Source organism: Allokutzneria oryzae, from assembly GCF_042429765.1.
GTDB classification, from domain to species: Bacteria; Actinomycetota; Actinomycetes; order Mycobacteriales; family Pseudonocardiaceae; genus Allokutzneria; species Allokutzneria oryzae.
The window spans coordinates 116,078-131,315 of the sequence record NZ_JBHLZU010000026.1 but is presented as its reverse complement, the minus strand read 5'-3'; the positions used below and the strand labels follow the sequence as shown (position 1 = coordinate 131,315).

The following is a 15,238-nucleotide window of genomic DNA, read 5'->3' as shown; positions in this document are numbered from 1 at the left end:
GCTTCCGCGCCAGCGGCGCGGATCAACCCGACGTGCGGGAAGCCGTGGTGGAAGGGCGGAAGCGGATGCGGACCTCGCCCATCACACCAACGCGGCGGCGCACTTGACGCGGGGCCCCGCTCGGTGCAACCTGAGCTTATTCAACTGGCGTTGAAATAAGGGGTGATCATGATGGAGCGCACGACCTGCGTCATCGCCGGGGGTGGCCCCGCTGGCATGGTTCTGGGACTCCTGCTGGCCCGCGCCGGCGTCGAGGTCACGGTGCTGGAGAAGCACGCGGACTTCCTGCGGGACTTCCGCGGCGACACCGTGCACCCGTCGACGCTGGACCTGCTGGACGAGCTCGGCCTCGGCGAGAAGTTCGCGCAAGTGCCGCACCGGCGGGTCGACAAGATGCAGGTGATGCTCGACTCGGGCATCGCCCAGGTCGCGGACATGAGCCGGATCCGGAGCAGGCACAAGTACATCGCGTTCGTGCCGCAGTGGGACTTCCTCGACATGATGGCCGACGCGGGCAAGGCGGAGCCCACGTTCACGCTGCGGATGAGCACCGAGGTGACCGGGCTGGTCCGGCGCGGCGGCAAGGTCGTCGGCGTGCACTACCGCACCGCGGACGGCCGGACCGGCGAGCTGCACGCGGACCTCGTCGTGGCGTGCGACGGACGGCACTCGACCGCCCGCGCGGGCGCGGGTCTCAAGAGCCGTTCGTTCGGCGTGCCGATGGACGTGTGGTGGTTCCGCCTGCCACGCCACGAGGGCGACCCGAGCGGCGGGCTCGGCCGGTTCGGCCAGGGCCAGGCCGCGGTGCTGATCGACCGCGGCGACTACTTCCAGACCGCCTATCTGATCAAGAAGGGCTCGGACGCGACGGTCCGCGCCGAGGGCGTCGAGGCGTTCCGCGAGCGCGTGGTGAACATGGTCCCGTGGCTCGCCGACCGGATCGACGCGGTGGAGTCGCTGGACGACGTGAAGCTGCTGGACGTGCGACTGGAACGCCTCACCCGGTGGCACACCGACGGCCTGCTGTGCATCGGCGACGCGGCGCACGCGATGTCACCGGTCGGCGGCGTCGGCATCAACCTCGCGGTGCAGGACGCGGTCGCCGCGGCGCGGCTGCTCGCGGGCCCGCTCTACCGGGGCACGCTCACCACGAAGGACCTCGCCCGCGTGCAGCGGCGGCGGTGGCTGCCGACCGCGCTGACCCAGAGCGCGCAGCGACTGATCCACAAGCAGGTGCTCGGCAAGACGCTCAACGGCGAACGCCCGGCCATGACCCGGGTTCCGCGCCCGATCCGGATCCTCCAGCGCTTCCCGTGGCTCCAGGTGATTCCCGCGACGGCCGTGGGGCTCGGCGTCCTTCCCGAGCACGCGCCGGAGTTCGCCCGCCGTCGCTGACCGACGGCCAACGCAGGGGCCTCGCGCGTGCGGGGTCCCTTTCGCTATCCCTGGTCCAACGCGTCGACGAAGCGGGTCAGCGACCTCGCGAACTCGGAACGCTCCTTTGTGGACCATCCGCGCATCGCTCGCTCGAACCGCTCCTGCCGGTGAGCGCGCACCTCCTCGACGTGGTGCCACCCTTGCTCGGTGAGCTCCAGCAGCGACCGCCTGCCGTCGCGCTGGTCGGCCACCCGGCGCAGCAGACCGGCTTCCACCGCCCTGGCGACGAGCTTGCTCGCCCTGGGCTGGTCGACGCCGAGCAGGTCCGCGAGCGAGGTGACCGTGCACGGCCTTGCCGCCTCGTGCTCGCCCTCCAGCACGTCCGCGACCACGGTGAGCGCCGGATCGACATTCGCCTCCCTCGCCAGAGCGCGGCGGTTCTGCCTGCGGCGCACGCGAACCATGGCGCGTTCGATTGCGGCGACGGCGTCATCCGGGTTGCGATCCACCCGGTCAAAGTACATGCTGGTGACAATTCCATGTTCAAAGACATGTACTTGGAGTAGGCATGCGTCCTCTCGGCTACTGGCTCAAGCACATCGACGCCCTCATCGAGGCCGACTTCGCCGCCGCGCTGGCGGACTTCGGGCTCGACCGCAGGACCTGGCAGGTCCTGAACACGTTGCACGCCAAGCCGCACACGTACGCGGAGCTGACGGCGGCCGTTGCGCCGTTCCCGGACACCGACGCGGCGGTGCGCGCACTGGCCGAACGCGGCCTGATCACCGTGACGGAGAACACCTTGTACCTCAACGACACGGGAGAGAAGTCCTATGTGGAGGTCGCAGCCAGGGTGCGTGAACGGCGAGAGCGGATCACGCGCGGCATCTCCGACGAGGAGTACGCCGCGACGATCACCGTGTTCGAACGGATGGCGGCCAACCTCACGACTTCGGGCTCATGACGGGAGTCCCGCCATGAGCCCGAACGAGAGTCCTGCTGCCGCTACTTCTTCGCGGCGACCGGGTTGGTGAGGGTGCCGATGCCGTCGATCGTCACCGCGACGGTCTGGCCGTCGACCATCGGCGCGACGCCCGCCGGGGTACCGGTGAGGATCACGTCGCCCGGCAGCAGCGTCATGATGTGCGAGACCCACTCCACGAGCGCGGGCACGTCGTGGATCATCTGCGAGGTCCGGCCGTCCTGCTTCACCACGCCGTCGAGCTCGGTGCGCAGACGGAGGTCCGCGGCGTCGATCGTGGTCTCGATCCACGGCCCCAGCGGGCAGAACGTGTCGTGGCCCTTGGCGCGGCCGAACTGGCCGTCCTGCTTCTGGTGGTCGCGCGCGGTGACGTCGTTGGCCACCGTGTAGCCGAGGATCGCCTCGGCCGCGCGCGAGGCCGCGACGTCCTTGCACGGCCTGCCGATCACCACGGCCAGCTCGCCCTCGAAGTCCACGTGGGAGGAGTTCGAGGGCAGCCGGATCGCGGCGTTCGGGCCGACCACCGAGGTGGACGGCTTGAGGAAGATCATGGGGTCGGCAGGGGCCTCGTTGCCCATCTCCTTGGCGTGGTCGGCGTAGTTGCGGCCGACGCAGATCACCTTGGACGGCAGGATCGGCGCGAGCAGCCGCACGTCGGCGAGCTGCCAGCGGCGGCCGGTGAACTGGACCGGCCCGAACGGGTGCTCCGCGATCTCGGCGGCCATCAGGGAGTCGGTCGACGCACCGGACTCGCCTTCGATCGCGACGAACGCGACACCTTCTGGGTGAGCGATACGAGCAAGACGCACGTGTCCCAGCCTAACCGAGCCGGGCTAGCGTCCCCGGTGTGCGCCTCCCAGGACTGGTGATCTTCGACTGCGACGGCACGCTTGTCGACTCGGAACGGATCGCGAACGAGGTCTTCGCCGACCTGATCACGGCGGAAGGACTGCCCACCAGCTTCGCCGAGTGTGTCGAGCGCTACATGGGCCGGTCGGCCAGCTCCTGCGTCGCCCGGATCGAACGGGAGCTCGGTCGCCCGCTGCGCACCGAGCTGCTGGGCCTGCGCGCCGCCCGCGTGGACCAGCGGCTGGCCGAGGAGCTGACCGCGGTCCCCGGCATGCGTGCGGCGCTCACGGCGCTGGCCGGGGCACGGGTCGCGGTCTGCGTCGCCTCCAGCAGCACCCCACGGGAGATCGCATTCCGGTTGCGGCACACGGACCTGGCCGGGTTCTTCGGTGACGCGATCTTCAGCGCGACGATGGTGGCGAACGGCAAACCCGCCCCGGACGTCTTCCTGCACGCGGCGAAGGAGATGGGATTCCGGCCGCAGGACTGTGTCGTGATCGAGGACAGCGTCGCCGGAGTGCGAGCGGGACGGTCCGCCGGGATGCGCGTGATCGGGTTCGCCGACCTGATGGCCCCGGACGCCTTGCTCGCGGCCGGAGCCCACCAGGTGGTGCGCGACGCCGACGAGCTGCCGGCACTCCTCGGTGTCTGAGCCGGCTACCCGGCGAGGGCGCGCTGGCTCATCGCCTTGTGCACCAACGCGTCGCACAGTGCCAGCCAGCTCGCCTCGACGATGTTGCCGTGCACGCCGACGGTGGTCCACTCCCGTTTGCCGTCGCGCGACTCCACCAGAACCCTGGTCACCGCGTCGGTTCCGTGGTGGTCGGTGAGGATGCGGACCTTGTAGTCGGCCAGCTCGACATCGGCCAGCCACGGCAGGTGCGGGCTGAGCGCCTTGCGCAGCGCGGCGTCCAGCGCGTGCACCGGACCGTTGCCCTCCGCGGTCGCGATCACGCGCTCACCCGCGACGTGCACCTTGACCGTGGCCTCGGACACCACGTCGTCCTGGCCGCGGTGGTCGAGCACGACGCGGTAGGACTCCAGCTCGAACGGCGGCTCCGGCAACGGTTCCGCACCGTCCACATCGGAGGCTTCGCGGCGCAGGAGGAGCTCGAGCGAGGCGTCGGCGGCCTCGAAGGACCAGCCGCGCGCCTCCAGCTCCTTGACGCGGCGCACCGCGCTGTTGATGGTCTCCGACCGGCCGGTCAGGTCCAGCCCGAACTCTCGGGCCTTGAGCTCAAGGCTGGCCCGACCGGCCATCTCGGTGACCAACACTCGCTGCCCGTTGCCGACGGTGGCCGGATCGATGTGGTTGTACAGCTCCGGATCCACCTTGATCGCGCTCGCGTGCAGACCCGCCTTGTGAGCGAATGCCGACGTCCCGACGTAAGCCTGGTGGGTGTCGGGTGCGAGGTTCGCGATCTCCGCGAGGGCGTGCGAGACCCGGGTGAGCTCCGACAGCGCTTCGGTGGGTAGCACCGGCATGTCGAGCTTGGTCACCAGGTTCCCGACAACGGCGAACAGGTCGGCGTTGCCGGTCCGCTCGCCGTAGCCGTTGGCGGTGCACTGCACGTGGGTCGCACCGGCCTGGACGGCGGCGACGGTGTTGGCCACCGCGCACGCCGTGTCGTCCTGGCAGTGGATGCCCACGCGGAATCCCGTGCGGGACACCACGTCCTGCACGGTCTCGGCCAGCTGAAGTGGGAGCTGGCCGCCGTTGGTGTCGCAGAGCACGACCACGTCGGCACCGGCCTCGACACCCGCGGAGAGCACGCGCAGCGCGCACTCGGGGTCGTAGGCGTAGCCGTCGAAGAAGTGCTCCGCGTCGAGGAAGACCCGTCGCCCCTGGCCGACGAGGAACGCCACGGTCTCCCCCACCATCGCCACGGCCTCGGACACCCCGGTGCGCAGCGCGCGCTCGATGTGCCTGCGGTCGGACTTGGCGACGAGGGTGACCACCGGGGCCTGCGAGTCGACCAGCGCCCGCACCTGCGGGTCCTCGTCGGGCCGCAGGCCGGGGCGGCGGGTGGAGCCGAAAGCCACGAGCGCGGCGTGCCGCAGCGCGAGCTCCCCCGCCGCGGCCCGCGCGAAGAACTCGGTGTCCTTGGGCATGGCGCCCGGCCAGCCGCCCTCGATGAACCCGACGCCCAGTGAGTCCAGCAGCCGCGCCACGGCGAGCTTGTCCGTCACCGAGTAGGAGATGCCCTCGCGCTGCGCGCCGTCGCGCAACGTCGTGTCGTAGACGTGGAAGTCGTCGCCGAGGGGCGTTTCCGCCGGAGTCGTGCGGCTCACGGGAGTGCCTCGATCCTGGGTGTGCAAGGGGCCTGACAAAACAAAAAGACCCCCCGCTGAATGCGAGAGGTCGGCGCGCCGGGAGCTGGAGCTCGTTACCCGGCGCGCTTGGCAATGATGATCTGGTGCTGCGAGAGCATGGGACGGATCGTGCCACACCGCCGCGCGACTTACCAACCCACGGACGATCTTTCCCACATCCTGGACCCCACCGACAGGCCTCCGCTCCGCCCACGCACACCCACATCTCCTGCGGAACCCACCCCGGCGTGGTCCGAACTTCGCGTTTTGGCACCTCAATGCGAAAGAGAGCGCTCCCATTGCGCAAGTTGGTGCCAAAACGCGAAACCTGGACCACGGAGGTGGGGCGGTCAGGGGCCGGCGCGCCAGGCCGTGGCCAGCCGGCGGATCCCCTCCGCGACCGCGGCCGGGCCCGCCGCGTAGCCGATCCGGAGGAACTCGCGGAGTCCTTCGGACGCCGAGTACGCGGGGCCCGGCACGACCAGGACCCCGTGGCGGCGGGCGCGGGCCGCGAGGGCGACCGTGTCCGACTTGGGCACGCGGACCCACAGCGCGGCTCCACCGAGTGGGCGCGCCCACTCCCATTCCGGGAGCAGCTTGTGCATCGCGGCCTCGGCAGCGGCCAGGCCCGAGGACAGCTGGTCCTTGCGCTGCTCGCGGGCCGACGCCGCGTGGGGCAGCAGCTTCAGCGCGAGGAGCTGGCCGGGGACCGAGCTGCCGAGGTCCGCGGCGTTCTTCACCCGGGAGAGCCTGCCGACCAGGTCGCTCGGGCCGTGCACCCAGCCGACGCGCAGGCCGCCCCAGAACAGCTTGGACAGCGAGCCCACGCTGAACACCGTCGCGGGCACCGAGTGCTCCGCGGCGACCGCGGCCAGTGGCGGCGGCGGGGGCCAGACCAGCGAGGTGTCCACTGTGGACTCGTCGTCGATCAGCGGGACGTTCGCCGCGGCGGCCGCCCGCACCACGCGGAGGCGGTCGGCCACGTTCAGCGTCGCGCCCGTCGGGTTGTGCGCCGTCGGCAGCAGGTAGACCAGCTTGGGGCGGCGGGCGATCAGGCGCTCCAGCACGTCCACGTCCACACCGCCCGGCCCGCGGCGGCCCGTGCGCACCGGCACCGAGATGACCTTGGCGCCACGGGAGCGGAAGGTCTCCAGCGCGCCGCGGTAGGTCGGCTCCTCCAGCACGATCTCGTCGCCCGGCTGCACCAGTCCCTGCGCGATCAGCTCGACCGCCTGCTGCGAGCCGCTGGCGACCAGCAGCTCATCGCTGCTCGCCCGGACACCTCGCCGGGCGAGCCGCTCCGCGAGCGCCTCGCGCAGCAGGGGCAGACCCGCCGCGTAGTAGCCGTGGTGGTTCAACAGGTCGAGGTAGTCCTCCGCGCCGACCGTCGTGGCGATCTCGGCGACCATCGCCAGGCCGGGAAGGGCGCCGGTGGACAGGTCGATGCTCTCCGGCGGGTCGGCGAGGTCCGCTCCGGTCAGCGGGGCCGGGACCGAGCCCTGCCGCCCGATGCCGAGCGGACCCCGCGAGCGCGGCTCCGGCACCGGGTAGTCCACCCCGGGTCTGCGCACCCAGGTGCCGCTGCCCCTGCGGCTGGCCAGCCAGCCCGCCGCCCGCAACGCTTCGTAAGCGGCCACCACGGTGGACCGGCTCACCGCCAGCGCGCCCGCCACGGTGCGCTCCGCGGGCAGCCTGGTGCCCGCCGGGAGCTCTCCGGTGTCGATGAGCTGGTGCAACGCGTCGGCGAGGCGCTTGTGCAGCGGCCCTTCGCCGTCGGTCCAGCCGACCAGCAGGTGCACGAGCCGGGGCGCACCGATCGCTTCACTACGCACACGATCGGTCACTCGCAGTCCACCTCCGCTGAATTGGCCTGGTTGGCTGAGGTCCGTTCGGAGCACCCTCTGCTGTCATAGCGCGCGAGCCGCTCCTCATGGCGCAGAGCTTCCGGACACCGCCAGGACACAGGGTTTCCGGACGTTACCCGCATCGCCCGTTCCCAGAAAGGCAGGTCGGTGGCGTGGCAACCGTCGTGCTCGTCGGCACCCTCGACACCAAGGGGGAGGAGTACGCCTGGCTGGCCGAGCGGATCCGGGCTGGCGGCTGCTCCACGGTCCTGATCGACACCGGTGTCCTCCGTGAACCCACGACGCCTCCCGACGTGACCGCCGTCCAGGTCGCGGAGGCGGCGGGCACGGACCTCGGCGAGCTGCGGGCCGCGGCGGACCGGGGCGCGGCAATGACCGCGATGGCCCGAGGGGCCGCGGTCATCGCCGCGCGGCTGCACGCCGAAGGCAGGCTGCACGGCGTGATCGGCGTCGGCGGCTCCGGCGGCTCCGCCGTCGCCTCCGCGGCGATGCGCGAGCTCCCGGTCGGGGTGCCCAAGCTCCTGGTGTCCACGATGGCCTCCGGCGACACGTCGCCGTACGTCGGCGCGGTGGACGTCACGATGATGTACAGCGTTGTCGACATCGCTGGGATCAACCAGATCTCCGAGCTCGTCCTTGGCAACGCCGCTGCTGCGATTTCGAGTATGGCGAATGCCTATCAGCTTGCCAGGCAGCAGAAAACCGCCGCGGGCAGGCCCCTCGTCGGCGCGAGCATGTTCGGCGTGACCACCCCCGCGGTGGACGCGGCGCGCCGGGTTCTCGACGATCTCGGCTACGAGGTGCTGGTCTTCCACGCCACCGGCGCGGGCGGGCAGTCGATGGAGGCGCTGGCCGCGAGCGGTCTGCTGAGCGGGGTTCTCGACCTCACGACCACCGAGCTCGCCGACGACCTCGTCGGCGGCGTGCTCAGCGCCGGACCGGACCGGCTGACGGCAGCGGGTCGCGCGGGCGTGCCGCAGGTGGTCAGCGTCGGCGCGCTGGACATGGTCAACTTCGGCCCCGAGGAGACCGTTCCCGACCGGTTCGCCGACCGCACCCTGTACGTGCACAACGCCACCGTGACCCTCATGCGCACCACCGAGGAGGAGTCCGCTGAGCTGGGCAGGCGGATCGCGGCCAAGCTCGTCGGAGCCACCGGGCCGACCGCGCTGTTCCTCCCCGCGCGCGGGGTTTCCGCGATCGACGCCGAGGGCATGCCCTTCCACGACCCGGGGGCCGACGCGGCGCTGTTCGACGCGCTGCGCACGGGGGTGGCCGGGTCGGCTGTCGAGCTCAGTGAGCGGGACGAGCACATCAACGACGCCGCGTTCGCCGGCGCGATGGCGCACCGGCTGCACGAGTTGATCCAGGCAAGGGGACGGAATTCATGAACCGCACGGAGGCACTCGCCCGCCTCAAGTCCACTGTGGACAGTGGATCCGCGATCATCGGGGCGGGAGCGGGGACCGGGCTGTCGGCCAAGTGCGCCGAGGCCGGCGGCGTCGACCTGATCATCATCTACAACTCCGGCCGCTACCGGATGGGCGGCAGGGGCTCGCTGGCCGGGCTGATGCCCTACGGCGACGCCAACGCGATCGTGCTGGAGATGGCGGGCGAGGTGCTGCCGGTGGTGCGCGACACCCCGGTGCTGGCCGGGGTCTGCGGCACCGACCCGTTCCGGCTGATGCCGAACTTCCTCGACCAGCTCGCCGCGACCGGCTTCACCGGCGTGCAGAACTTCCCGACGGTCGGCCTCATCGACGGGGTCTTCCGGGCCAACCTGGAGGAGACCGGGATGAGCTTCGCGATGGAGGTCGAGATGATCTCCCTCGCCGCGCAGCGGGGCCTGCTCACCGCGCCCTACGTCTTCGACCCCGAGCAGGCGCGCGCCATGGCCGAGGCCGGTGCCGACGTGCTCGTCCCGCACATGGGGCTGACCACCAAGGGCAGCATCGGCGCCCGGACCGCGCTGACGCTGGACCAGAGCGTCGAGCGGGTGCAGGCGATGCGCGACGCCGCCGTCGAGGTCAACCCCGACGTGCTCGTGCTCTGCCACGGCGGCCCGATCGCCGAGCCGGAGGACGCGCAGTACGTGCTCGACCGCACCACCGGGGTGGTCGGCTTCTTCGGCGCCTCCTCCATGGAGCGCCTGCCCACCGAGACCGCGATCACCGAGCAGGTGCGGGGTTTCAAGAGCCTGGCGCGAAAGGGATGAGCCGGTGTACCGACTGACCGTCCTCTACGGACACCCACACGACCCGAAGGCCTTCGACGAGTACTACGAGACCGTGCACCTGCCGCTGGCCAGGAAGATGGAGGGCCTCACCGGCTGGACCATCGGCAAGTGCGAGCCGCTCGTCGCCGGTGCCCAGGCGCCGTACTACATGACCGTCGGACTGTACGCGGAGTCCCGCGAGCGGCTGGAGGAGATCCTGGCCTCCCCCGAGGGCCAGGCCACCGTCGCCGACGTGCCGAACTTCGCCACCGGCGGCGCGTGGTTCTGCTACCACGAGGAACAGGTCGAGGTCCCGCTCAACCTCGGCTGACTCCTCCGCATGGCACCGGCACGCCCCCGACTTGGCCGGTGCGCCCCAGAAAAGCGATCGGCCCCCGTTGCTCCCGGGGGCCGATCGCTTGTTCAGTTCTGGCTGGGCGCCGTCAGCTGGTGCTGGCGACCCCGGTGCGGGTGATCACGTTGGAGGACACCAGCGCCGCGAGGCGGTCGCCGACCGCGTAGGTGGCGCCGGGGGCCGCGTGGTCCCTGGTGGCCAGGTCGAAGGCCACCGCGGCCTCGATGCGCCGCGCGGACTCGGACTCGCCGAGGTGGTCCAGCATCAGCGCGACCGAGAGCACCGCCGCGGTCGGGTCGGCGACGCCCTGCCCCGCGATGTCCGGCGCGCTGCCGTGCACCGGCTCGAACATGCTCGGGTTGCGGCGGGTGATGTCCATGTTGCCGCTGGCCGCCAGGCCGATGCCGCCGGTCACCGCCGCCGCCAGGTCGGTGATGATGTCGCCGAAGAGGTTGTCGGTGACGATCACGTCGTAGCGGGCCGGGTCGGTGACCATGTGGATCGTGGTCGAGTCCACGTGCTGGTAGGCCACGGAGACGTCCGGGTACTGCAGCGAGACCTCCTCGACCACGCGCGACCACAGCGAGCCCGCGTGCGCGAGGACGTTGGTCTTGTGCACCAGCGTGAGGTGCTTGCGGGGCCGGGCCGACGCCCTGGCGAAGGCGTCCCGGACCACGCGCTCGACGCCGAAGGAGGTGTTGATGCTGACCTCGGTGGCGATCTCGTGCGGGGTGTCCTTGCGGAGCAGGCCGCCGTTGCCCGCGTACGGGCCTTCCGTGCCCTCCCGGACCACGACCATGTCGATCTCGGGCGAGTCCGCCAGCGGGCAGCGCACACCCGGGTAGAGCCGCGCCGGGCGCAGGTTGACGTGGTGGTCGAGCTCGAAGCGCAGCCGCAGCAGCAGGCCGCGTTCGAGGATGCCACTGGGCACCGAGGGGTCGCCGACCGCGCCGAGCAGGATCGCGTCGTGCTGGCGCAGTTCGCCGAGCACCGACTCCGGCAGCAACTCGCCGGTGGCGTGCCAGCGAGCCGCACCCAGGTCGAACCGGGTGATCTCGGCGGTCGGGACGACCTCGCCGAGCACCTTCAGCGCCTCGGCGATCACCTCGGGGCCGATCCCGTCACCTGGGATCACCGCGAGCCGCATGCACACACCTCCTGCGAGCGAGGCCCCGTCGAATCGGGGCCCGTCCTGGCGCGAAGGCTACCGTCACCCGAGGTGTTAATTGCATATTCGACGCGCAACTGACTCGATCTCTCCCGTACTGCGGGACACCCGATCGGGTATCTCCGGTCGTGGGACCCCCGACGGAGGGGGTCATCAGCACTGCGTCATTAGGCAAACGCCAAGATCACGGTGCGAGCTGTCCACAACGCAGTGGTGCCCGGACCGAAAGACCGGTCCGGGCACCACGGTCGGGCTCATGGCCCGATCAGGTCCGCTCAGCCGTGCTGCGGACGGCCGGGCCGCCCGATCGGGGCACCCCCGCCGAGTTTCACGTCCTTCACGCCGACCACCTGCGCCCGCTTGCCGGTCGCGTTGTGGTGGTGCAGCAGGAGCAGTCCCTCGGACTTGTCGGCCGCCTGCGCCGCCGCGTCCCGGTTGACCACGAGGGCCGTGCCGGGCTGCGCCAGGTAGGTCAGCGCGGGGTCGCCGCCACCCTGCACCCACAGGCCCGGGTTCAGCGGGTCGAAGGTCAGCGGGGTCGCGATCTGGTCGATGGTGCCGGTGGTGTCACCCGGCGCCCGGTAGTAGCCGGCGACGCCGACCCGGTAGGTCAGCTTCGCCGACGGGTTCTCGCCGTTGATGCCCAGCGCCTTGAGGGTCACCGGGAGCACGACCACGTTGCTGTCGAAGGCGTTGGTGTCCACGTCGCCGAACTGGCCGTTGATCGGCTGCATGTCGACGCTGGTGAAGCCACCGGTCGGCAGCGGCTTGCGCAGGTCGACGGTGTTGGCGACCCACACGTCGGAGCTGGTGAGCTTCGTGGCGAAGGTCTCGAACTCCGGCTTGCCGTCGTTGTTGGTGTCGATGCTGACGAACGGCTGGGTGTTGCTGCCGAGGTTGGCCCAGTTGCCCCAGCTCACCAGGCCGAAGGCCAGCACACCGTCCTGCGGCTTGCCCTGCATCTTGGCCAGCGGGGCGGTCGAGCCGACACCCACGTAGCGCAGGTCACCGGCCTTGGCCGTCTCGTTGATGGTGCAGCGGGTGGTCACCGAGCCGCCGCACTCGGGCAGCTGGTCGGAGCGGGCCTGCATCTCCAGGACGCTGACCAGCGAGCGGTACGCCTGGGCGCCGCTGCCCTGGTTCACGCCGCGGCCGCTCAGGTTGAGCACGCCCTGCTCCTGGCCGGGCTGGAACAGCAGCGTGTCCTTGGCCACGATGTCCGCGGCCGGCTTCGGCGCGGCGTAGACCGACAGGCGCAGCGGGACGACAGCGCCGTTGGTCGGGGTCAGCACGATCCGGCCGGAGGCGTCGGCGAGGAACTGCCTGGCGACACCGAGCTGGGTGGTGGCGACCGTGGAGTCGACCGTCTTGCGCAGCGCGGCCGGGTCGGTGATCTTCAGGGTGACCTTGAAGTTCGCCACCCCGCGCGGGCTGACCTTGACCGTGGGCGCCGACAGCTCGTAGCTGACGCCCGGGATCGAGGTCGCGGCCTGGTAGGAGGTGCGGTACTCGACCGGCTTGACGCCCTTGTTGACCACCTTGATGTTCTTGGTCAGCGTGAGCGGGCCGGAGACCTCGACCGCGCCGAAGGAGGCGCTGACCGCGCCCGGGTCGTCGGTGACCATGGCAAGGACCTGGTTGTCCAGCGCGGCCTTGGCGTCGATGCGGCCGGTGCCGACGCGGTTCGGGGCGTAGATGGTGCCGTTGGGGCCGGTGCGGACGTCGACGCCCGCGGTGTTCATGACCGCGGCCTTGACCTCCTCCGGGGTCCAGTCCGGGTGCGCCTGGCGGACCAGGGCGGTGATCCCGGTGGTGTGCGGGGCGGCCATCGAGGTGCCGCTGATCACCAGCGGCTGGTTGCCGGAGCCGGACAGCGCCGAGGCGATGGTGTCACCGGGGGCGGCGATGTCGGGCTTGACGATCTTGCTGTGCACGCTGCGCGAGGTGAAGGTGCTCGGCGTGTCGTTGATCGCGGGCGAGGTGGTGCGCACGGTGGAACGCAGGTAGCCACCGAGCTTGACCTCCAGGGTGCCCGCGGTCAGCGCCGGGCGCACGGCCTTGGTGGCCGAGCCGGTGAACTGGAACATCGGCACGGTGGTGTTGCCGGCGATGCCCGCGGCGAAGTCGTCCAGGGCCGACGAGAGCACGACGCCGAGTGCGCCCGCGGCACCGGCCTGGTTGGCACGCGCGGCCGAGCCGCACTTGCGGGTCGCGTCGTTGTCGTCCCACTCCAGCCAGACGAACTTGCCCGCGACCGCGGCCTTGTCGGCGGCGGAGTAGGCGAGGCAGCCGTCCTTGTTGTCGGCGGCGGACAGCGCGACGACCGGCTTGGTCAGGTCGAGCGAGTCGTACTTGGCGTAGTCCTGGCTGTACTGGCCCGGCTTCACGCCCGCGAGGGTGTTCGGGGCGGTCACCTCGGCGCCGTCGCGCAGGACGAAGGCGTCGCGGGTGCTCGCGACGGTCAGCGCCTCGGGGGTGTTGCCGGGGGAGCCGCCGACGTCGTAGAGGTCGCCGCCGTTGCCCGCGGAGATCACCGGGAGCACGCCGTTGGCGACGAGCTTGCGGACGAAGAGGCTGTCCGGGTCGTCGGCGCCGCCGAAGTTGCTGCCGAGGGAGAGGTTGACCACGTCGAGGCGGTCGGTGAAGTCACCGTCGCCGTCGGGGTCCAGCGCCCAGTCCAGCGCCTGCGAGGTGACGTCGGTGGAGCCCTCGCAGCCGAAGACCTTGATCGCGTAGAGCAGCGCCTTGGGCGCGGTGCCCGGGCCGACGCGCATCTCGTCGAGCTGCTTGCCGGTCAGCTTGTTGTAGTCACCCTTGAAGGTGGTGCCGTCGGCGTTGACGCCGAAGCCGCCCGCGGTGCCCGCGACGTGGGTGCCGTGCGTGCCGCAGGAGAGCGGGTTGGGGTCCGGGGCCGGGGTGGTCGGGCCGTTCTCGCCGGAGGCGTCGTACTTGTCACCGACGAGGTCGGTGCCACCGACGACCTTGGCGGTCGGGAACACCGCGGGGTTGGCCTTGTCGCGGTCGACCGCCGCGTAGGCCTCCTTGGTGCCGGGGCCGCCGAAGGTCGCGTGGGTGTAGTCGATGCCGTCGTCGATGATGCCGACGCGCATGCCGTCACCCAGGACGCCGGTGGACTTCCACGTCTGCAGCGCGCGGGTCAGCTGCACGGCGTTGGAGTTGCCGCGCGACTTCGGAACCACGGTGCGCACGGAGCGGACGTCCGACCGGGACGCGAGCTCGGTGATCTTCGCGGCGTCCGCCTGGACCACGACGCCGGGAACGGCGTTGGCCGTGCGGTACAGCTCGCGGGTGCCGCCGTCGCGGGTGCGCAGCTGCCCCACGACCGAGTCGGCCGCCTTCTTGGTGTCGTCCTTGGCGCGCTGCGCCGCGACCTTCGCCTGCTGCTTGCCCGCGCCCTTGCGCTCGGTCTCGGCGAAGGCGTCGACGGCGGGCGCCTTGGCCAGCTCGATGAACGCGGTCACCTTGCCGTTGGCCGCCGCCAGACGCGGTTCGACCTTCTGCTGCAACGACTTCGCGGCCAAGCCCTTCGCGCCGGCGAGCCCCTGCGCCAGCGGGTCTTGCGTGACAGGACCCTGCGCGCTCGCCGTGCCGACGCCGGTGACCCCGACCGCCAGCACGGCGGCGAGCACTGCGGTGGCAGTGCGTGCCGCTGACCGGCGAACAGGCCCCGGTACCCGGGTTGAACTCACTGTTGCCCTCACTGGAGGTCATCTCCGACCATGCCGGCGCGCGCCCGCCTGCACGGGCGGCTCGACCCAGTGGGGAAACCCGGCGTGGCACCGTGCCCTCAACGGCGCCTGGTCTGACCTCGGCAGGCAACCTAACCCGAAAGAGCAAGGTGAGGTTACTCCATTAGGGTGACGGATCGGCGGACGTTTTCACTTAAACCGCGAATTACGGCCTTTGGTAACACTTTGAGCCGCAATAGCGACACAACTTCACTCACTCATCAGTGAAATGCGTGTTGTCCAGGCATTTCGTTGACATCTCAACAGGAAACGCGGCTGTCCACATCGGACTCGACGTCGGCCGGAAACAGTCGACCGGAAACGCGCGAGGGGCGGTCCCCCGGCCGTCCGGGAAACCGCCCCTC

The 15,238-nt window shown here is 71.0% G+C and carries 12 protein-coding genes; 6 read left to right on the top strand and 6 right to left on the bottom strand.

Annotation, left to right across the window (positions count from 1 at the left end):
* Positions 1-171: 171 nt before the first annotated feature.
* Positions 172-1,395, top strand: a complete 1,224-nt coding sequence (locus tag ACFFQA_RS29070; protein WP_377859894.1) for an FAD-dependent oxidoreductase — start codon at positions 172-174, stop codon at positions 1,393-1,395.
* A gap of 44 nt (positions 1,396-1,439) precedes the next feature.
* On the opposite strand, the gene ACFFQA_RS29065 is transcribed toward ACFFQA_RS29070, so the two are convergent.
* The gene (locus tag ACFFQA_RS29065) at positions 1,440-1,886 is read right to left on the bottom strand and encodes a MarR family winged helix-turn-helix transcriptional regulator (RefSeq protein ID WP_377859159.1); all 447 of its coding nucleotides are present in this window, start codon (positions 1,884-1,886) and stop codon (positions 1,440-1,442) included.
* Between the two features lie 59 nt (positions 1,887-1,945).
* Here ACFFQA_RS29065 and ACFFQA_RS29060 point away from each other — a divergent pair, with 59 nt between their 5' ends.
* Positions 1,946-2,341, top strand: a complete 396-nt coding sequence (locus ACFFQA_RS29060) for a winged helix DNA-binding protein (RefSeq protein WP_377859156.1) — start codon at positions 1,946-1,948, stop codon at positions 2,339-2,341.
* 41 nt (positions 2,342-2,382) lie between these two features.
* Here ACFFQA_RS29060 and ACFFQA_RS29055 read toward each other — a convergent pair whose 3' ends face one another.
* The gene (locus tag ACFFQA_RS29055) at positions 2,383-3,168 is read right to left on the bottom strand and encodes a fumarylacetoacetate hydrolase family protein (RefSeq protein WP_377859154.1); all 786 of its coding nucleotides are present in this window, start codon (positions 3,166-3,168) and stop codon (positions 2,383-2,385) included.
* Positions 3,169-3,206: 38 nt separating this feature from the next.
* On the opposite strand from ACFFQA_RS29055, the gene ACFFQA_RS29050 reads away from it, so the two are divergent.
* On the top strand, positions 3,207-3,860 hold the full coding sequence (locus ACFFQA_RS29050) for an HAD family hydrolase (RefSeq protein WP_377859151.1): 654 nt from the start codon (positions 3,207-3,209) through the stop codon (positions 3,858-3,860).
* Positions 3,861-3,865: 5 nt separating this feature from the next.
* Here the strand turns inward: ACFFQA_RS29050 and cimA are convergent, their stop codons facing one another.
* Together cimA and ACFFQA_RS29040 are read right to left on the bottom strand one after the other, a co-directional pair.
* Positions 3,866-5,500: a citramalate synthase gene (gene cimA, locus ACFFQA_RS29045; protein WP_377859148.1), complete on the bottom strand. Its 1,635-nt coding sequence runs from the start codon at positions 5,498-5,500 to the stop codon at positions 3,866-3,868.
* A 371-nt stretch (positions 5,501-5,871) separates the two neighbouring features.
* Positions 5,872-7,365: an aminotransferase-like domain-containing protein gene (locus tag ACFFQA_RS29040; protein ID WP_377859145.1), complete on the bottom strand. Its 1,494-nt coding sequence runs from the start codon at positions 7,363-7,365 to the stop codon at positions 5,872-5,874.
* Positions 7,366-7,538: 173 nt separating this feature from the next.
* On the opposite strand from ACFFQA_RS29040, the gene ACFFQA_RS29035 reads away from it, so the two are divergent.
* From ACFFQA_RS29035 to ACFFQA_RS29025, 3 genes are read left to right on the top strand one after another with little or no spacing between them, the layout of a single operon-like run.
* The gene (locus ACFFQA_RS29035) at positions 7,539-8,777 is read left to right on the top strand and encodes a Tm-1-like ATP-binding domain-containing protein (RefSeq protein WP_377859142.1); all 1,239 of its coding nucleotides are present in this window, start codon (positions 7,539-7,541) and stop codon (positions 8,775-8,777) included.
* The gene (locus ACFFQA_RS29030; protein WP_377859139.1) at positions 8,774-9,601 is read left to right on the top strand and encodes a phosphoenolpyruvate hydrolase family protein; all 828 of its coding nucleotides are present in this window, start codon (positions 8,774-8,776) and stop codon (positions 9,599-9,601) included. Before ACFFQA_RS29035 ends, ACFFQA_RS29030 begins: the two co-directional genes overlap by 4 nt.
* A gap of 4 nt (positions 9,602-9,605) precedes the next feature.
* The gene (locus tag ACFFQA_RS29025; RefSeq protein WP_377859136.1) at positions 9,606-9,932 is read left to right on the top strand and encodes an EthD family reductase; all 327 of its coding nucleotides are present in this window, start codon (positions 9,606-9,608) and stop codon (positions 9,930-9,932) included.
* 112 nt (positions 9,933-10,044) lie between these two features.
* On the opposite strand, the gene ACFFQA_RS29020 is transcribed toward ACFFQA_RS29025, so the two are convergent.
* Together ACFFQA_RS29020 and ACFFQA_RS29015 are read right to left on the bottom strand one after the other, a co-directional pair.
* Entirely contained in the window at positions 10,045-11,103 is a 1,059-nt protein-coding gene (locus tag ACFFQA_RS29020) for a 3-isopropylmalate dehydrogenase (RefSeq protein ID WP_377859133.1), read from the bottom strand.
* 296 nt (positions 11,104-11,399) lie between these two features.
* On the bottom strand, positions 11,400-14,834 hold the full coding sequence (locus tag ACFFQA_RS29015) for a S8 family peptidase (RefSeq protein WP_377859131.1): 3,435 nt from the start codon (positions 14,832-14,834) through the stop codon (positions 11,400-11,402).
* Positions 14,835-15,238 lie beyond the last annotated feature (404 nt).